The sequence below is a fragment of the Mycobacterium sp. D16R24 genome (assembly GCF_002013385.1).
Taxonomy (GTDB): domain Bacteria; phylum Actinomycetota; class Actinomycetes; order Mycobacteriales; family Mycobacteriaceae; genus Mycobacterium.
Map to the genome: position 1 here is coordinate 68,671 of NZ_MAEV01000002.1, position 17,899 is coordinate 86,569.

Genomic DNA, 17,899 nt, shown 5'->3' on the forward strand with positions numbered 1-17,899 from the left:
CTCAGAACTTGTAGGCGGGCGCGAGAATGTTTGCGACCCGCCGGTTTTCCACGAGACAGCCGGGGCCGTCGGGGGAGTACTTCTGGGATGCGTAGTACAGCGACTGCTGGACAACGCCGTAACTGGTCTTGAAGGTGATCATGCAGGACACCCACCACTGGTTGTTCCAGTCTGTCGGTTTCATGATGTTGTACTCGGCCGCGCGGTGACCCTGGATGGTCGTCTCCACGCCGTCGGCCGGTAGCGAGTCTTCATAGGTGCGCCACACGACCGCCTCGACGGCCAATTGGTAGTTGTTGCGCGAGTCGTACCGGCAGCGCAGGCCCTCTTCGGGAGCGGGCGGCGTCTGGTCAAGACCTGCTGCGGCGATGACCGAGCCGGGGATGTCGTAACAGGGATCGAAAGGGCGAGGATCTGTGACCGGGACGACCGGCCACTTGATCGTGGTGGTGGCCCCCGTGCCTGCGGTGGCGGTCATGGGCGCCGTGGAGAAACGCAGCTCGATCGGTGCGCTGGTCGCGTGTTCGGCTGGGGCGGTGCGCCAGACAACAAGACCGCTCAGCGTCAGCGCCATCAGCACTATGACCAGTCCAGCCCTTCGGGCCATGCGAATCCACCTCAATCTGATCGGCCGCGGTGCGCCGAAGTCTAGCCGCGTGCCTCGCGGTCTCATACGGAACACCGAAAACACTAGAACACGTTCTAGTCTCGGAGTATCGTGACGCCATGGCACGAATTGGGAACTACGCGGACGACGATGTGGCCGGCTGGCTGATGGGTTCACCCGAGATGACGCCCGGCTTTGCGGGATTTTCGGACGCGGTCTACAACCGCAGCCGGCTTCCGATCGGGGTCCGAGAGCTCGCACGTATGGCTGTGGCCTTCGCGAATGAATGCTCCGTCTGTCAGAACACCCGCTTCGTTCAGAGCGGCGAGTTGGACGGCGACTTCTATGCGGACGCCGAGCAGTGGCGCACTTCGCCGCGGTACAGCGAGGCTGAGCGGACCGCGGCCGAGTTCGCACACCGCTTTGCAACCGATCACGTGGGGTTGCGTGAGGACGACGAGTTCTGGGAACGGGCGCGCTCGCACTTCGACGACGGGCTGTTGACCGACCTGGCGCTGTCCTGCGCGTTCTGGGTGGGAAGCGGACGAGCGCTCCGGGTTCTCGACGTGGGACAGAGTTGCAAGATAAACCTGTAGGTACATTGGCCGGATGACGCAGGAACGGGAGCCCAGGCTCTGGGCTATCAGCGACCTGCATGTCGGGCAGTCGGCCAACAAGTCCGTTCTCGAAGAACTTCATCCGGCCTCACCCGAGGACTGGCTGATCGTCGCCGGTGATGTGGCCGAGCGCACTGATGACATCCGGGCGGCGCTGGATCTGTTGCGGCGCAGGTTCGCCAAAGTGATCTGGGTGCCGGGGAACCATGAGTTATGGACGACGGCGCGCGATCCGATGCAGATCTTCGGACAGTCCCGCTACGACTATCTGGTCAACATGTGCGACGAGATGGGTGTCGTCACGCCCGAGCATCCATATCCGGTGTGGATAGAACAAGGTGGTCCCGCGACCATCGTGCCGATGTTCGTGTTGTACGACTACACATTTCTGCCGGAGGGGGCCAATACCAAGGCCGAGGGTCTGAAGATCGCCCGCGACCGCAATGTCGTGGCAACCGATGAGTTCCTACTCTCCAGTGAACCTTTCGCAACACGTGACGCCTGGTGCCGAGATCGGTTGCGGTACACCAAGAAGCGGCTGGACGATTTGGACTGGATGACGCCGACGGTCCTGGTGAACCATTTCCCGCTGGTGCGGGAGCCCTGCGATGCGTTGTTCTATCCCGAATTCTCGCTGTGGTGCGGGACCACCGAGACCGCGGACTGGCACACCCGCTACAACGCGGTGTGCTCGGTGTACGGCCATCTGCACATCCCACGCACCACCTGGTATGACGAGGTGCGCTTCGAGGAGGTCTCGGTTGGCTATCCGCGGGAATGGGCACAACGCAAACCGTATTCGTGGCTTCGGCAGATCCTTCCCGTCCCGCATTATCCGGCCGGCTATCTCAACGAGTTCGGAGGTCATTTCGAGATCACCGAGCAGATGAGGGTGACGGCCAAGCGATTCCGTGAACGGCTTGCCAAGGAGCGTGCCAGTGAGTGACCAGTTGATCGCCTCGGTAGTTCCCGATGTGCTGTCCTCGGCCGAACTCTATGAGGATCCGCCCGGGCTGGTTCCGCTGCCCGAAGAGGAACCGCTGATCGCCAAATCGGTGGCCAAGCGGCGCAATGAATTCATCACAGTGCGGTACTGCGCGCGCCAGGCCCTATCCGTGCTCGGAGTGCCCGAAGCCCCGATTCTCAAGGGGGACAAGGGGCAGCCGCTGTGGCCCGACGGGGTGGTGGGCAGCATGACACACACGGAGGGATTCCGCGGCGCGGTGGTAGGGCGAGCAGGGGAGGTGCGCTCGGTGGGGATCGACGCCGAACCGCACGACGTGCTACCCAACGGTGTGCTCAAATCGATTACCCTGCCGGTCGAGCGTGATGAACTTGCGGCGCTACCTGGCGGTACACATTGGGACCGGCTGCTGTTCTGCGCCAAGGAAACGACGTACAAGGCGTGGTTCCCGCTGACAACTCGCTGGCTTGGCTTTGAGGACGCCCACATCACGCTCGATCCCGACGGGACTTTCACCTCGCGAATCCTGATAGACGGCAAGGCCAATGACGGCAGTGTGCTGTCGGTGTTCGACGGGCGTTGGATCATCGACAAGGGCCTGATCTTGACCGCGATCGTGGTGCAGTGACCGATCCCTTGAGTCGCGCCGGCCTTGTGATTGTGGACAAGCCCGCCGGGATGACGAGCCATGACGTGGTATCGCGTTGCCGGAGGCTGTTTTCCACTCGCAAGGTGGGGCATGCCGGGACTCTCGATCCGATGGCCACCGGTGTACTGGTGATCGGCATAGAACGTGCCACCAAGATCATGGGACTGCTGACACTGACGACCAAGTCGTACGTGGCCACCATCCGGCTTGGGCAGAGCACCAGCACCGATGACGCCGAAGGCGAGGTGTTGCAGACGGTTTCGGCATCCCACGTGACCGATGAAGATATCGAGGCGGCCGTGGCACCGCTGCGTGGGAATATTGAACAGGTGCCGTCCTCGGTGAGTGCGATCAAGGTCGACGGGCAGCGTGCCTACAAGCTGGCGCGGGAGGGACAGTCGGTCGAGCTGGCGGCCCGACCCGTGAACATCTCGAGGTTCGACGTGCTGGCAGTGCGCAGGCCGGGCGATGGGCATGTCGATGTGGATGTGGAAGTCGATTGCTCCTCGGGGACGTACATCCGGGCGTTAGCCCGTGATGCGGGTGCCACGCTGGGTGTGGGTGGACATCTGACGGCATTACGCCGCACCAGGGTTGGTGATTTCACGTTGGAGCGTGCGCGCACACTCGAGGAGCTGGCCGAGGACGCGACGTTGACCCTGGACCTTGACACCGCGTGCCGGGACGGGTTCCCCCGGCGCGATCTGGATGCGGCAGAGGTCGACTCGGTGCGCAATGGACGGCCGTTGTCGGCGGCCGGCATCGGAGGCACCTACGCCGCGGTGGATTCCGACAATCGGGTCATTGCGTTGTTGGCGGACAAAGGTTCTCGGACGACATCGGTCGTGGTCCTGCGCCCGGCGAATCTGTAGCGGTTACCCGAAGATGTCGTTGTGCCAGTAACGCTTGGGGTCGCTATACCAGGGGTCGAGGCGACTTGTGAAAAGAACTCGTAGCTCTCTTATGTCGATGTTGTATCTGCGATACAAGGCAACGAATTCTGCGGGGTCCCATTCCTCGCCGATGTCTGGGTTCACGGCGATGCGCAGTGTTGAACCCTGCCCTTGATAGGACTCAAAACCAGGTATTCTGTTGAGCCACTGAAAAAATGCCTTTTCGTCGCCGTGGGAGTAGAAAGTGACACCTCGTGCGACGAGTTCTACCTTGGTATCGCTGTTACCGTCAGTGTTAGGCCAGACGTTTGCATGACTGTCGTGAGCTTCTCGAGCATCCCACTTGTGACCTTTGTCTTCCCAAGGGTCAAGTTCTGCGCTTGACCGCAACTCATTGTCTATCGGTCTCTGGCCGAAAACTTCGTTGTACCACCAACGATCTGGGTCACTGAACCAAGCTCCGAACCGCCCAGCGTTCAAGACCCGCAATTCCCTCGGCTCAATGTCGTACCGACGATAGAGTGCGACGAACTCACGTAAATCGTCCTCGTCGATAGAGTCAAGGCTTACGGTGATCACTTCCGTCCGCCCATGGCCTCCGGCGTACGACTGGACGGCGGCGATGCTGTCTAATCGGCCGAAAAATGCAGCCTCGTCATTTTGGGAGCCATAGCTAATGCCTGTTGCCTCAAGGGCTACCGTTTGTCCGTCGGTCATGGTTTTCCTCCGCTAGCTTCTGGCTCTGGTAGTGGCGGCCGAACATTGTCGTACGTGCCATCGGGATGTTGCACGTCCCAGTGCGGCCCACCGTGAGCGAGTCCTGGGCGCGGGCCGGTGGGAACCCAGACGTTTCCGCTAGCATCCTCCCAGCCGAAACCTTTGCCTCTAGGGTTCGGGTTAGGCACCCATTTGGGACCGTCCTTCGGAGGTATGAACTCCCGTGGCAATGACCCCGCTGGATAGTCACCCGGATAGCCCGGCGCCTTGGCTCCGTTCTTGTCAAATGCGTCGTTGGGCGGCTTGCGATTCGAATAGACGATTGTTTCGCCCGTAATCGTTGCAATCGACAGTCCTATGATCGCGCCGAGCCCGGCCGCGGTAATTGATCCCGCGCTAAAGGTGATGCCGCCCAACGTCGTAAGGAACGGGGGGACGCATGCCGCGAGCGCTGATGCACAGGCGTCTACTGCTGTGGCTGCGATCTCCGCACCTCCCGCGGTAGCACGCCCGCGAGTGATAACGGCGATCGCGGCGATGGCGGCTATTCCAACACCGAGAGTGCTGGCGACCGCGAACTGCATATCTGAGCGCAGCTGATTGAGCGCCGCGTAGTGGGCGGTCGTCGAGGTCGCGAGATCGCTTGCGGCCAGCCTGATTCTGCCTGCACTTGTCGAGAGCGTCGTGAGATGATCGCTGAGGTTCGGGATATCTGGGGCATGAAAGTTACTCAATGCGTTAGCCGAGAGCCTGAGGTCTGATTCACCCCGTGAGATCGCGTCGTTATCGGCAAACGTCTTCCATGCCTTGGCCGCACGATCGAGCTTGTCGGTATCACCGTCCGGGATCTCGCCGCCCGCCACCTGCGCAACGACCTTCTTATACAGGTCGGGCACATCCGACTCAAGACCTGGGCCGTTGTGTTTTGACGATGCCACACCGACGACAACGTCTGCCCCATAAGGTAATTCAGACGGGATTGTCCGAGGGCAGGCCGGGCCCGTGCCCTTGTTGGGATCGCGATTCGCTCGCCAGTCGGCTATTGCCCAGTTGTAGCCGGCCGCAATGAGAATGTCTCCCAGGCGTTGTAGCGCTCTGGCGTAATCAGTAGTCACCATCACGAGAGCGCCTGCACGTTCGTCGTAGCCGCTCGACCAAGCCTTAACGGCCTGATAGCCGCCCGCCATTCCGCTAGTTTCGAGAGTCAGGACACGGGATAGCGGCTTGAACGCGGCTTGGATGTCGGTCGAGAGTTTGTAACAGGTGTTGGCGGCCGCGTAGTACGCCGCTGATTCGACGACAACTGGCACATCAACCCCGCGTCATTCGAAGATTGGCTTCTTGGGCCTCCGAGTAGGCGCCATGAGCGGTTCGCGCGGCCTCTTCCATCTGGTTCAACCCCTCGACAAGCTCACGTGCCGCGTCCATCCACTCCTTGTGGGCCTCGGCGTATCCGGCGGCAGCGGCACCGGTCCACTGTCCGCTTTGCACCAGCTTCTGTGCGCGCGACTCCAGCTGGTCGAGGTTCTCGGTGACAAACTCCTTGAAACCCCGAGCGCGCGATGTCACCTGCTCGATGTGGTCGAGATCGAAGGAGAACTCCGATTCCACGTGGGCGGCCATTCCGTCAGCTCGCCTGTGTCGCAGTGATGGATGACGCGGTTGAGGTCTCCTGCGCATGGAATGCCCCAGCATTTGAGTCCAGCGTAGAGGCGATATCCGTCAGCGTATTCCACACTTTCGTTGCGCCGTCCTGCATTTCGTCCCATCCGGACCGGTACGAGTCCGCGGCACTGCCCTTCCAGACGCCGAACAACGACTGGACCTCGCGATCCAGTGAACTTGACCCCGCTCTCATTTGGTCCGCAAGGTCCGCGGCGAACTTGCTGAGCGCACTGACCTCGTCGATTACCACCTGCAATGGCGCATTGCCGGTTGACGTCATTACCTCGCCCTCCCTGGGTTCGATGCGGTTCTTTATGGGTCTGACGCGGCTAGTCGTGATTCGGTTCCATCTTTTCCGCGGATGTTCATGCTCACAAAAAACAGATCAATCGACCGGACGGATCCACCGGCTCGGCGGGTGTAACTCCCTGGGCATCCACATCAATGGCTGGCGGTCGGCGAAATGCGGATCGAGCTCGGGGTTCCCTGGAAAGCGGCCCTCGCCATCGGGCCAGAGGATCTGCAGGTACCGCACGTGGTTGGTCCGGTTGAACCACAATCCGAATCCGAATTCGTTGTGATACCAACTCGGGTCGACAGGGGAGAGCTTCACCTGGTAGTCCGTCACCGCAGGTAGCGCGAGGACATCCTCGAATGTCTCTCCGACCTGCAGGACCCGCCCTTCCTGTGCCTGTTTGGCAACCGCGTTGAGGGCGCGCTGCATCATCGTGATGTCGTTGACTCCGTAGATCGCTAGCTCGGGCAGACGCATGGTGTGCCACAGCCCTACGGTGTAGGCGAACGGCGGGCTTTCCTCCGACGATGTGGGGCCGATTCCCAGTGCACTCCAACCGTATTCGGTGACGCTGCCGATGATGTCACGATCGCTGTCGTTGTAGTCATGGCGGTCGCCGTAGTCGATGCACAGTAGGCACTCACATGCGACGTGGTCGGTCATTTCAATCGAGTACGACCCAAATTGATTGCGCTGCAGGGTTTCCCAGCTCTAGCTTCTTCTCACCGCTGCCCGATCTGTCGCTGTCAATTGACACCGAGATGGTTCCGGCGAAGTCTCGCCGCTCGTCGACCGTCACGCGGGCATCCAGTGCCACGCCGACGGTGTCGAAGTAGCGCAGCATTTCCGGATCTGAATCGGAGATCCGGGCCACCACGCCGGTATCGCCGTTGGCGCAGTCCGACAGCTGGCGGGCCGGGGGAGTGGGCACCTGCCCGTCAGGGCCGGGAATCGGGTCTCCGTGCGGATCGCGCTGCGGATGACCGAGCTTCGCATCGATCTTGGCTAACAGCAGATCCGAGACCGCGTGCTCGAGCACCTCGGCCTCGTCGTGCACCTCGTCCCAGCCGTAGCCGAGCTCGTTGACCAGATACGTCTCCAGCAGACGGTGCCGGCGCACCATGAGTACCGCCGCCTTGCGTCCCTGGTTCGTCAGGGTCACGGCGCCGTACTTCTCGTGATCCACCAGACCCTGGTCGGCCAGCTTGCGGATCGATTCGGACGCGGTGCTTGCCGACACGCCCATGCGTTCGGCGAGCATCTTGGTGCTCACCTTCTCGTGTGACCACTCCTGGGCGGTCCAGATCACCTTGAGGTAGTCCTGGGCCACCGTCGTCAGGTCGATATCGGTGGATCCGGCGGGCCGGTCGGATCGAGTGGGGCTCACGGGGCCCAGCCTAGCCAGGCAGCGACCTCTGAAAGCCAAGTCGGCCTTCCCGCATCTTCCGAAGTAGGCTTTAGGCCGTGCAACGCTGGCGCGGGCAAGACGAAATACCGTCCGACTGGGGTCGGTGCGTCCTGACCATCGGCGTGTTCGACGGTGTACACCGTGGCCACGCCGAACTCATCGGGCGCGCGGTGAAGGCCGCACGCGAACTCAACCTCAAGAGCGTCTTGATGACGTTCGACCCGCACCCGATGGAAGTTGTGTTTCCCGGAACCCATCCGGCGCAGCTCACGACCTTGACCCGGCGCGCCGAGTTGGCCGAGGAACTGGGTGTCGATGTCTTCCTCGTGGTGCCCTTCACCCCCGAATTCATGAAGCTCTCGCCCGAGCGATACGTGCACGAGCTGCTGGTCGAGCGTTTACACGTGGCCGAGGTGGTGGTCGGAGAGAACTTCACTTTCGGCAAGAAGGCCGCCGGTAACGTCCACATGCTCAAGAAGGCGGGCGAGCGATTCGGCTTCAAGATCGACGCCGTCTCTCTCGTCACCGAGCATGCGGTCACGTTCTCCTCGACATACATCCGGTCCTGTGTGGACGCCGGCGACATGGTGGCGGCCACCGAAGCCCTCGGCCGTCCCCACCGGGTCGAAGGCGTCGTGGTCCGCGGTGACGGGCGCGGCCGGGAACTGGGATTCCCCACAGCCAATGTGGCGCCGCCGATGTTCGCCGCCATTCCCGCCGACGGCGTCTACGCGGCCTGGTTCACGTTGTTAGGGCACGGTCCCACCATGGGCACCGTTGTCCCTGGTGAGCGCTATCAGGCGGCGGTCTCGGTGGGCAGCAACCCGACGTTCTCCGGTAAGGCCCGCACCGTCGAGGCGTTCATCATGGACACCGCGGCAGACCTGTACGGCCAGCATGTGGCCGTCGATTTCGTGGCACGGGTCCGCAGCATGGAGAAGTTCGCTTCGGTGGATGAACTCGTGGACGAAATGGGCCGCGATGCCCAGAAGGCCCGCACGATTTTGGCGCGAGGCTAACCCGCCGGTACACTTCAACACCGGTGTGAGCTGCAGTTCGCGGTGGCCCACCAGAAACATTCGACGCGAACCCCAGTGATGGAGAAGCTTGCCGTGGCATTGACTACCGAGCAGAAGAAAGAAATCCTCACCCAGTACGGGGTGCACGAGACCGACACCGGTTCTCCCGAAGCCCAGGTCGCGATGCTGACCAAGCGCATCGTCGATCTGACCGAGCACCTCAAGACTCACAAGCACGACCACCACAGCCGTCGTGGTCTGCTGCTGCTGGTCGGCCGTCGTCGCCGCCTGCTGAAGTACATCGCAAAGGTCGACGTCGCGCGCTACCGCTCGCTGATCGAACGCCTGGGCCTGCGCCGCTGACTTTGGCTTCCCCTCGACTGGGTCGATCTGGAATCTCAGGTGCGATATCCATCGTTCTTGTCGCTGTCGGTGCGGCCGTGTTGTCGGCATGTTCGATATCGGCCGCCACCGACGGCCTGACCGTCGGCGACTGCGTCAACCTCAGCGGTTCCGATCAGCACGCCAAGATGATCAAGGAACCGTGCGGCAGTCCCAAGTCCAATTTCAAGGTCTTCGCTAAGACTGCGACGGATGCGGACTGTCCACGCGATGCCGACTCTTCCTACTACGCCAAGCGCGGTTTCGGTCGCAAGAGTCAGGCTCTGTGTCTGGACATCGACTGGGTGGTCGGCAGCTGCATGAGTGTCCCCGACAAGTGGGACGGTGACCCGGTGCGTGTGGACTGCAACGACGGCAACGCTCAGAACAAGAAACGCGTCACCCAAGTTCTGCAGGAAGTCTCGACAGCAGATGACTGCATCACCGGACTTGGCTACCCCTATGTCGACCGCAACTTCACCGTGTGTGTGGAGGAACTGCCCTGATCAAGCTGCATGGCCGCAAACGCCGCAGGTGATAGGGTGTCTGGGTTGTCATGCTGGTCCCGCCGGGTAACGGGCGGTCTTCGGTAGTGGCTGCCGGGTTCGGAGCTTGCGCTCTTCGCGCAAGTGGATCATCGATCCCCGGCCGCTTCGATCGAACGGCCGTGGCCGATCACCTTCCGGGTCCACTTCGCGCTGGTACGTCCGCGCGCTGACCGCGTGATGGCACATATGCCCAATACAGCCACGTGCTGCCAACTGAGAACGTACGAGAGGTATTCCAGAACCCATGTCTGCAACAGAAATTGAAGAAGGCGTCTTCGAGTCCACCGCCACCATCGACAACGGGACCTTCGGCACCCGCACCATCCGGTTTGAGACCGGACGGCTGGCCCAGCAGGCCGCCGGCGCCGTCGTCGCGTACCTGGACGACGAGACCATGCTGCTGTCGGCCACGACCGCCAGCAAGAGCCCCAAGGACCATTTCGACTTCTTCCCGCTGACCATTGACGTCGAGGAGCGTATGTACGCCGCGGGTCGCATCCCCGGCTCGTTCTTCCGCCGCGAGGGACGTCCCTCCACCGATGCCATCCTGACCTGTCGTCTGATCGATCGGCCGCTACGTCCGACCTTCATCAGCGGGCTGCGTAACGAAATCCAGGTTGTGGTGACGGTGCTGAGCCTGAACCCCGCCGACCTGTACGACGTGCTGGCCATCAACGCCGCATCGGCATCCACCCAGATCTCCGGGCTGCCGTTCTCCGGCCCCGTTGGCGGTGTGCGGGTGGCCCTGATCGAGGGCCAGTGGGTGGCGTTCCCCACCGTCGAGCAGCTGGAGTCGGCCGTGTTCGACATGGTGGTCGCGGGCCGTAGGGCGGGCGACGATGTCGCCATCATGATGGTCGAGGCCGAGGCCTCCGATAACGTCATCGCTCTTATCGAGGGTGGCGCCGGTGCGCCTACGGAAAGCGTTGTCGCCGAGGGTCTTGAGGCCGCCAAGCCGTTCATCGCCGCGCTGTGCACCGCGCAGCAGGAGCTGGCCGAGAAGGCCGCCAAGCCTGTCGCCGAGTACCCGCTGTTCCCCGATTACCAGGACGATGCTTTCGCTGCGGTCGCCGCGGTGGCCACCGAGCCGCTGTCGCAGGCCCTGTCCATCGCGGGCAAGGCCGAGCGCGACGAGAAGACCGACGAGGTCAAGGTTGAGGTTCTCGGCCGTCTGCAGGAGGGCTTCGATGGCCGCGAGAAGGAGATCGGCGCGGCATTCCGCTCGCTCACCAAGAAGCTCGTGCGCCAGCGCATCTTGAAGGACCAGTTCCGCATCGACGGCCGCGGTGTCACCGATATCCGCGCCCTGTCGGCCGAGGTCGCCGTGATCCCGCGGGCGCACGGCAGCGCGCTGTTCGAGCGTGGCGAGACCCAGATCATGGGCGTCACCACCCTTGACATGGTCAAGATGGCGCAGCAGATCGACTCGTTGGGGCCGGAGACCTCGAAGCGCTACATGCATCACTACAACTTCCCGCCGTTCTCCACCGGTGAGACCGGTCGCGTCGGCTCGCCGAAGCGTCGCGAGATCGGGCACGGCGCCCTCGCTGAGCGTGCGCTCATGCCGGTGTTGCCGAGCGTCGAGGAGTTCCCGTACGCCATCCGTCAGGTCTCGGAGGCGTTGAGCTCCAATGGATCCACCTCGATGGGTTCGGTCTGCGCCTCGACCCTGTCACTGCTGAATGCCGGTGTGCCACTGAAGGCTCCCGTCGCCGGTATCGCCATGGGCCTGGTGTCCGATGACATCGAGCTCGCCGATGGCACCACCGAACGCCGCTTTGTTGCGCTCACCGACATCCTGGGTGCCGAGGATGCCTTCGGCGACATGGACTTCAAGGTCGCCGGTACCAAGGACTTCGTCACGGCTCTGCAGCTGGACACCAAGCTCGACGGCATCCCGTCGCAGGTGCTGGCCGCCGCGCTGTCGCAGGCCAAGGATGCCCGCGCCACCATTCTCGAGGTGATGGCCGAGGCCATCGACGCTCCCGACGAGATGAGCCCGTTCGCGCCGCGCATCACCACGATCAAGGTGCCGGTCGACAAGATCGGCGAGGTGATCGGGCCCAAGGGCAAGATGATCAACTCGATCACCGAGCAGACCGGCGCCAGCATCTCCATTGAGGATGATGGCACCGTGTTCGTGGGCGCCTCCAACGGCGAGGCAGCGCAGGCGGCGATCGACTTGATCAACGCGATCGCCAACCCGCAGTTGCCCAAGATCGGTGAGCGTTTCCTCGGAACGGTGGTGAAGACCACTGACTTTGGAGCTTTCGTTTCCCTGTTGCCGGGCCGCGACGGACTGGTGCACATCAGCAAGCTCGGTAAGGGCAAGCGGATCGCCAAGGTTGAGGACGTGGTCAAGGTCGGCGACAAGATTCAGGTCGAGATCGCCGATATCGACAACCGCGGCAAGATCTCGCTGGTTCCGGTCGGTGACGATGACGCCGCGGACGCTTCCGCCGACAATAACGGTGCGGCCGAGGCCAAGCCGGCAGATGCCGTCGCGGAGTAGCGTTCCGAACGCGGTCCGCCGCACGGTCCTTCCTGGTGGTCTCCGAGTGGTCACCGAGGCAATGCCCTCGGTGCGCTCGGCGTCCGTCGGGGTGTGGGTCGACGTCGGGTCACGCGATGAGGGGCGCAGCGTCGCCGGTGCGGCGCACTTCCTCGAACACCTGCTGTTCAAGTCCACGCCCACCCGGTCGGCGGCCGATATCGCAGAGTCGATTGACGCCGTCGGCGGTGAGCTGAACGCCTTCACCGCACGCGAGCAGACGTGTTACTACGCACATGTGCTGGACTCCGACCTGGAGCTGGCGATCGATCTGGTAGCCGACGTGGTGCTGCGCGGGCGATGCGCCAGTGAGGATGTCGAGGTCGAGCGCGACGTCGTGCTCGAAGAAATCGCGATGCGCGACGATGACCCTGAGGACCTGTTGGGGGAGGCATTCCTCGGGTCACTTTTCGGCGATCACCCGATAGGCCGCAGCGTGCTCGGTAGCTCGGAATCGATATCGACGATGACGCGGGCACAGTTGCATTCCTTTCACGTACGGAGATACCGCCCCGAACGCATGGTGCTGGCCGTGGCCGGGAACATCGAGCACGATCGCGTAGTGCGGTTGGCGCGCAAGTACTTCAAGTCGCATCTGGACTCAGCGGTGACGACGGTGGCGCCGCGCAAGGGGAGCGGCCGAGTCACGGCCAAGCCGGGACTGGAATTGGTGTCGCGCGACGGTGAACAGGTACATCTCTCTCTGGGTGTGCGCACCCCGGGACGCGGCTGGCAATACCGCTGGGCGCTGTCGGTGCTCAACAGCGCATTGGGCGGTGGGCTCAGTTCCCGCTTGTTCCAGGAGATTCGCGAGCAGCGTGGGTTGGTCTACGCCGTCTACTCGACGGTGGATACCTTCTCGGACACCGGTGCGTTGTCGGTGTACGCGGGCTGCTCGCCGGAGCGCTTCGACGAGGTGGCCAAGGTGACATCGCAGGTACTGGCGTCGGTGGTCGAGGACGGGTTCACCGCAGTGGAGATCGACCGGGCTAAGGGGGCCTTGGCCGGTGGACTTGTTCTGGGGCTTGAGGATTCAGCATCCCGCATGAACCGAATGGGCCGCAGTGAGTTGAACAACGGTAAGCACCGCACGATTTCCGCGACCCTGGACAAAATCGCCGCCGTGACGACCGACGAAGTCAATGGCATCGCGCGTCAGTTGCTCAGTAGTCCCGCCGGGGCGGCGGTGGTGGGTCCGTACCGATCCAAGCGGACGTTGCCGCGCGCACTGCGAACGATGATTGAATCCGCACGCTAGGTGACCGCCGGCAAGATACTCTTGAGCTGATGGTCGCCAACGCGATCCAGCGCGTCAGGGAACTGGTCGCTGGCAGATATACGGGGATCACGACCGCGATAATTCTGTTGTCGTGGTTGGGTTTCGCGTTCCTCCCGCAACATGCGGCCGGCCATACGCCAGCCCCGGTCACCGGGCATATGCATGGCATGGACCATGCAAACATGGCACCGATGGCCACCCCCGTGGTGCATCAGCCGGTGCTGTGGGTCGCGATCGTCTCCTGGATTGTCATGACCATCGCGATGATGGGGCCGGCCACTTTGCCCGCGGTTCAGTACGTCGAGCAGAACACCCCGCGGGGCCGCGGGCGCGCGCTCACGGTCTATGCGGCGGTGTGGCTGGCGCTGTGGACCGCGGTTGGCCTCCTCATCACCCTCGCGCTACCGATGGCCGCCAACATCAACCGATGGTGGATGTTCGGGGGTGCGCTCCTACTGGCGGCAATCTGGCAGCTCACCCCATGGAAATGTCGGGCGCTCGGCGACTGTCACCGGTCGACACCGCTGCCGCCGGGTGGATGGCCGGCGGCCAAGGGCCTCATAGGGTTCGGGGCAGTCAGTGGGTGGGCGTGTATCCGATCCTGCTGGGCCATGATGCTGACAATGGCCGTCGCGCCCTCGGCGCACCTCCTGTGGATGGTGCCGTTGACGGTTGCGGTCACGTGGGAGCGATTCACTCGGTATCCCCGCCGGACAGCACGGATTCTTGCGGTGCTTTTTGTCGTCGCGGCCGCCGCGGTCGGGATCTTTGCGGCCGTCCAATAGGGTTCGAACATGGATATCAACGGCAGCGTCGCCATTGTCACCGGAGCCGGTTCAGGAATCGGACAGGCTCTGGCTTGGGGTCTCGCGGACGCGGGCGCCAAGGTGGTCGCATCCGATATCGACGGAGATGCCGCCCTGCGTACCGCCGCAGCGGCATCAGACCCGTTAGCCATCCTCGGACAGCAGGCCGATGCCAGTTCTGTCGCCGATATCGAGAATCTCATTGCGTTGGCGGAGAAGGAATTCGGCCCTGTCGATCTTTACGCCGCCAATGCCGGCATCGCCGGAGGGCTCGGACTCGACATCGGGGAAACCGCGTGGGACCTCACCATCGACGTGAACCTGCGCGCGCATATCAGGGCCGCCACTGCGCTGGTTCCGGGTTGGCTGGAACGCGGGCGCGGATACTTTCTGTCGGTTGCATCGGCGGCCGGGCTGCTGACACAGATCGGTTCACCTGCCTACTCGGTGACCAAGCACGCGGCCCTCGGATTCGCGGAATGGTTGTCGATTACGTATGGCGACAAGGGGATCGGGGTGAGCTGTTTGTGCCCGATGGGGGTCAAGACCGCGCTGCTGGACGGCCTCACCGATTCCGATGACCCCGACGTGCAAGTGGCGGGAACGTCGATCACTGCCGCAGGCGAGGTGCTCGAGCCCGCAGCCGTCGCGGCGATGACACTCGACGCAATCCGCGAGGGCGCGTTCCTGGTGCTGCCGCACCCGCAGGTGCTCGACATGTACCGGCAGAAGGGTGCCGACTACGGTCGGTGGATCGCCGGTATGCGGCGCTACCAGCGTGCACTCGAAGAGCAGCTCAAGCCTCAGTAGCGCGGTGTGGCCCATCCAATTGTGATGTGGATCACTTATTTGCAACGGGTGTGACTGACTCGTCTCTTGTCGTATCAGGCCCTCTGCCTGCTAGCGTTGACGTAACTTAGCGATTCGTCAACGAAGATGAGGGTGGTATCCGCACACATGGCAGTCAATAACCCCGTTGACGTTGTGGTCATCGGCGCCGGCATGGCGGGGCTGGGAATGGCGGTCAGATTGCGCCAGGCCCGGGTGGAAAGCCTGCTGATTCTCGAACAAGCACCCGACGTTGGCGGTTACTGGCGACGCAGCACATTTGCTCCCGTCACGGGCGACGAGTTGGCCGCCCAGCAGTCGTATGCGTTTTCGCCCAACACGTCTTCCCGTTCGGTGTGGGCTTCACGTGAAGGTGTGCTGTCGTATCACCGCGATCTCATCGCGCGGCATGATCTGGAGCCGGTACTGCGATTGCGGCATCGGGTGACCGCGCTTGCCTTCGAACCCGCGCAGGCCACCTGGCGGATCACGGTGGCGGGCAAGAAGTCGATTTTCGCGCGGCGAGTCATCCTGGCGGTTGGCGCCGGAACATCACCGTTGCCACCGGAACTGGACGGTATCGAGCAGTTCGACGGACCGGTCCTGAGCACAGCGGACTGGGATCCGAACTTCGATTTCACGGGCCGCAACGTCGCGGTGATCGCCGCGGGGGCCAGCGCGGTGCACGTAGTGCCCGAGCTGGTCAAGACGGCAGCGCGCGTGCGGGTGTTTCAGCGCACCCCGGATTGGGTGCTCCCACGCTGGGGTGCCGAATCGTCGAGCGTGGTCGGACGACTGTTCTCCCGTGCGTCGGGGTCCATTGCGGGACGGCTGGCTAGCCGCTCGCATGACGCGCTGCGTCGCGGTCTGGTGTGGCGCGGAGTGGGCACCCGGTTTGTCGAGGCAGTGGCCGAGAACCACCTCAACCGCAATGTGAAGGACCCCTGGCTGCGTCGTAACCTGCTGCCGGCCTACCGTGTGGGCAGCCGCCGGATTCTTTTCTCCGATGACTTCTATTCGGCGTTGCAGCAGGACAATTGCAAGCTGGTGCCGTGGCCCGTCACGGGAGTGAGTGCCGTCGGGGTGCGGTCGGCCGATGCCATGACCCACAAGGCCGACTGTCTGGTCTTCGCGCTCGACGACCCGGAGGTGCTGGTCGAGGCACCCTTCGCCATCAAGGGGGCGGACGGTTCGACACTGGACGAGCAGTGGGGTTCACAGCCGAAGGCCTTCCGCGGTGTGAACGTGCCGGGATTCCCGAATCTGTTCTTGCTCACCGGACCAGGTTCCGGGTCCAACGCGTTGGCGGGCGTTTCGCATATCGAGGCGCAAATCGACTATGTGACAGCGTCTTTGGCATTGGTTGATTCGTTGGCTTTTGTCTCAATCGAAGTGCGCCGGGAGTCTCTCGAACGTGAGCAGGCGCGTGCCGTACGACGATTCGATCGAACCACCTGGCGCGATGGTGCGTTCCGCTGGTACAAGCCCGCGGAAACCGTCGCCAGCGAGCTCTTCCCCGGCACGACAAGTGAATTCCGGCGTGTGTTGGCCGATGTCGACGCTGCCGACTACAAGATCCTCACCCAGCAGGAACTCGATTCCGCCCATTCCGCGAAGTTAGGGGTAGCCCAATGACCGCTGTACTGCCAGACGAGCTGACCAGAGAGAACACCAAAGACATCTCGAAGAACGACGAATTCTTTGAGAATGTCCTCGTCAAGATCAAGGCCAGGCAGTGGACACTGGCGGACTTTGACTGGGCCAAGCCCGGGGCCGAGACCATCAACCCCGAGCAGTTCGACGATCTCAAGCAGTTCATGTCGGATCTGGTGTGGATCGAGCACATCGGCGGTCGGATGATGGGGACGTTGGGTATCACTGCCCCGAACGACACATTGCGGGAGATCTACAGCTATTTCCACGCCGAGGAACAGCGGCACGCCAACGCCGAGATCGCACTGATGCGCCGGTGGGGCATGCTGGAAGAGGGCGAGATTCCGCCGCAGTCCGGGGACATCAAAGCCTTGCTGCAGGCGTTACGCGGGTTCGACAACCTCGGTGACCGGCGCCTCCCGTTCGTCTACATGGCTACCGTCATCCCGTTCTTCGAGGTGGGGCTCGATGGCGCCGTGCTGAAGTTCCTGTCCGGTGAGGTCGAGGATCCGCTGTTCCATGAGGTGTTCGCCAAGATCAACTCCGACGAATCACGGCACTTGGCAATCGGTTTCGCGGTCATGGACATGCTGGGCACCCGCAAGTTCTCCAGGATGCTGGTGGAGGACGTGGCGCCGCTGCTCAAGCCGGTGACCATCGTCCGTGCCGTCGGGTTGGCCAATCCTCACGTCATCCGGTTCGCGGGCTTCCTGACCCGGGTGGGTGATGCGATGCGGAACATGGGTATCGACACGATTCTGATTCAGCGTGCGTTCGATCGCTATGCGGAATCAGGGGGCCGCAAGAGCAGCAATGCCAGCCGGTTGCCGATCTTCCGGGTGCTGCGGTACCCGATCGTCAACAGCACCTACTTCACGGACTTCGATCATCCGCTGCACAAGGTGGGTCGCGCGGTGAACAAGTTCAACGACAAGGTGCCGTATCGCAAGAAGATCAAGACACCGACGTGGACCAACGACCTCACCGCCGAGACCGCGGTGTAGTCAGTGCCCGCCTTA

The 17,899-nt window shown here is 62.8% G+C and carries 21 protein-coding genes; 13 read left to right on the forward strand and 8 right to left on the reverse strand.

Translation table 11 applies throughout. The features are described from left to right. Position 1: 1 nt before the first annotated feature. On the reverse strand, positions 2 to 607 hold the full coding sequence (locus B4383_RS01295) for a DUF3558 family protein (RefSeq protein WP_078287631.1): 606 nt from the start codon (positions 605 to 607) through the stop codon (positions 2 to 4). A gap of 119 nt (positions 608 to 726) precedes the next feature. Between B4383_RS01295 and B4383_RS01300 the strand changes: the two genes are divergently transcribed. From B4383_RS01300 to truB, 4 genes are read left to right on the forward strand one after another with little or no spacing between them, the layout of a single operon-like run. Continuing rightward, entirely contained in the window at positions 727 to 1,203 is a 477-nt protein-coding gene (locus B4383_RS01300) for a carboxymuconolactone decarboxylase family protein (RefSeq protein ID WP_078287632.1), read from the forward strand. Positions 1,204 to 1,216: 13 nt separating this feature from the next. Next, positions 1,217 to 2,170, forward strand: coding sequence for a metallophosphoesterase (locus B4383_RS01305; RefSeq protein ID WP_078287633.1), 954 nt, complete (start codon positions 1,217 to 1,219; stop codon positions 2,168 to 2,170). Between the two features lie 4 nt (positions 2,171 to 2,174). Then, a complete protein-coding gene (locus tag B4383_RS01310) occupies positions 2,175 to 2,816 on the forward strand; it encodes a 4'-phosphopantetheinyl transferase (protein ID WP_176138381.1) in 642 nt (213 codons plus the stop codon). After that, entirely contained in the window at positions 2,813 to 3,709 is an 897-nt protein-coding gene (gene truB, locus B4383_RS01315; RefSeq protein WP_078287635.1) for a tRNA pseudouridine(55) synthase TruB, read from the forward strand. Before B4383_RS01310 ends, truB begins: the two co-directional genes overlap by 4 nt. A 3-nt stretch (positions 3,710 to 3,712) precedes the next feature. Here the strand turns inward: truB and B4383_RS01320 are convergent, their stop codons facing one another. From B4383_RS01320 to B4383_RS01345, 6 genes are all read right to left on the reverse strand, one after another. Further along, entirely contained in the window at positions 3,713 to 4,447 is a 735-nt protein-coding gene (locus tag B4383_RS01320; protein ID WP_078287636.1) for a hypothetical protein, read from the reverse strand. Beyond that, on the reverse strand, positions 4,444 to 5,757 hold the full coding sequence (locus B4383_RS01325; protein WP_078287637.1) for a polymorphic toxin type 37 domain-containing protein: 1,314 nt from the start codon (positions 5,755 to 5,757) through the stop codon (positions 4,444 to 4,446). The genes B4383_RS01320 and B4383_RS01325 overlap by 4 nt, the downstream gene beginning before the upstream one ends. A 1-nt stretch (position 5,758) precedes the next feature. After that, positions 5,759 to 6,070 (reverse strand): WXG100 family type VII secretion target, encoded by a 312-nt coding sequence (locus B4383_RS01330; protein WP_078287638.1) that lies wholly within the window; start codon positions 6,068 to 6,070, stop codon positions 5,759 to 5,761. Positions 6,071 to 6,074: 4 nt separating this feature from the next. Next, positions 6,075 to 6,392, reverse strand: coding sequence for a WXG100 family type VII secretion target (locus B4383_RS01335; protein WP_078287639.1), 318 nt, complete (start codon positions 6,390 to 6,392; stop codon positions 6,075 to 6,077). Positions 6,393 to 6,497: 105 nt separating this feature from the next. Beyond that, positions 6,498 to 7,070, reverse strand: a complete 573-nt coding sequence (locus tag B4383_RS01340) for a DUF4262 domain-containing protein (protein ID WP_078287640.1) — start codon at positions 7,068 to 7,070, stop codon at positions 6,498 to 6,500. Position 7,071: 1 nt separating this feature from the next. Further along, positions 7,072 to 7,794, reverse strand: coding sequence for a metal-dependent transcriptional regulator (locus tag B4383_RS01345; protein WP_078287641.1), 723 nt, complete (start codon positions 7,792 to 7,794; stop codon positions 7,072 to 7,074). Between the two features lie 77 nt (positions 7,795 to 7,871). On the opposite strand from B4383_RS01345, the gene B4383_RS01350 reads away from it, so the two are divergent. The 3 genes from B4383_RS01350 (at position 7,872) to B4383_RS01360 (ending at position 9,721) form a co-directional block, all read left to right on the forward strand. Then, positions 7,872 to 8,834 carry a bifunctional riboflavin kinase/FAD synthetase gene (locus B4383_RS01350; protein ID WP_078287642.1) on the forward strand — a complete coding sequence of 321 codons (963 nt, stop codon included), beginning with the start codon at positions 7,872 to 7,874 and terminating at the stop codon, positions 8,832 to 8,834. A 93-nt stretch (positions 8,835 to 8,927) separates the two neighbouring features. Next, positions 8,928 to 9,197 (forward strand): 30S ribosomal protein S15, encoded by a 270-nt coding sequence (rpsO, locus tag B4383_RS01355; protein WP_078287840.1) that lies wholly within the window; start codon positions 8,928 to 8,930, stop codon positions 9,195 to 9,197. Between the two features lie 17 nt (positions 9,198 to 9,214). Beyond that, positions 9,215 to 9,721: a hypothetical protein gene (locus B4383_RS01360; protein WP_078287841.1), complete on the forward strand. Its 507-nt coding sequence runs from the start codon at positions 9,215 to 9,217 to the stop codon at positions 9,719 to 9,721. Positions 9,722 to 9,769: 48 nt separating this feature from the next. Here the strand turns inward: B4383_RS01360 and B4383_RS27355 are convergent, their stop codons facing one another. Continuing rightward, positions 9,770 to 9,949, reverse strand: a complete 180-nt coding sequence (locus B4383_RS27355; protein WP_078287643.1) for a hypothetical protein — start codon at positions 9,947 to 9,949, stop codon at positions 9,770 to 9,772. Between the two features lie 58 nt (positions 9,950 to 10,007). On the opposite strand from B4383_RS27355, the gene B4383_RS01370 reads away from it, so the two are divergent. From B4383_RS01370 to B4383_RS01395, 6 genes are all read left to right on the forward strand, one after another. Then, positions 10,008 to 12,275: a polyribonucleotide nucleotidyltransferase gene (locus B4383_RS01370; protein ID WP_078287644.1), complete on the forward strand. Its 2,268-nt coding sequence runs from the start codon at positions 10,008 to 10,010 to the stop codon at positions 12,273 to 12,275. Further along, positions 12,259 to 13,572 (forward strand): pitrilysin family protein, encoded by a 1,314-nt coding sequence (locus B4383_RS01375; protein WP_191986382.1) that lies wholly within the window; start codon positions 12,259 to 12,261, stop codon positions 13,570 to 13,572. Before B4383_RS01370 ends, B4383_RS01375 begins: the two co-directional genes overlap by 17 nt. Before the next feature lie 29 nt (positions 13,573 to 13,601). Next, complete coding sequence (locus tag B4383_RS01380; RefSeq protein WP_078287646.1) at positions 13,602 to 14,378, forward strand: DUF2182 domain-containing protein; 777 nt, start codon at positions 13,602 to 13,604, stop codon at positions 14,376 to 14,378. Between the two features lie 9 nt (positions 14,379 to 14,387). Continuing rightward, on the forward strand, positions 14,388 to 15,209 hold the full coding sequence (locus B4383_RS01385) for an SDR family oxidoreductase (protein ID WP_078287647.1): 822 nt from the start codon (positions 14,388 to 14,390) through the stop codon (positions 15,207 to 15,209). Between the two features lie 132 nt (positions 15,210 to 15,341). Continuing rightward, on the forward strand, positions 15,342 to 16,862 hold the full coding sequence (locus B4383_RS01390) for an NAD(P)/FAD-dependent oxidoreductase (protein ID WP_078287842.1): 1,521 nt from the start codon (positions 15,342 to 15,344) through the stop codon (positions 16,860 to 16,862). Further along, on the forward strand, positions 16,859 to 17,884 hold the full coding sequence (locus tag B4383_RS01395) for a hypothetical protein (RefSeq protein WP_078287648.1): 1,026 nt from the start codon (positions 16,859 to 16,861) through the stop codon (positions 17,882 to 17,884). The genes B4383_RS01390 and B4383_RS01395 overlap by 4 nt, the downstream gene beginning before the upstream one ends. Positions 17,885 to 17,899 lie beyond the last annotated feature (15 nt).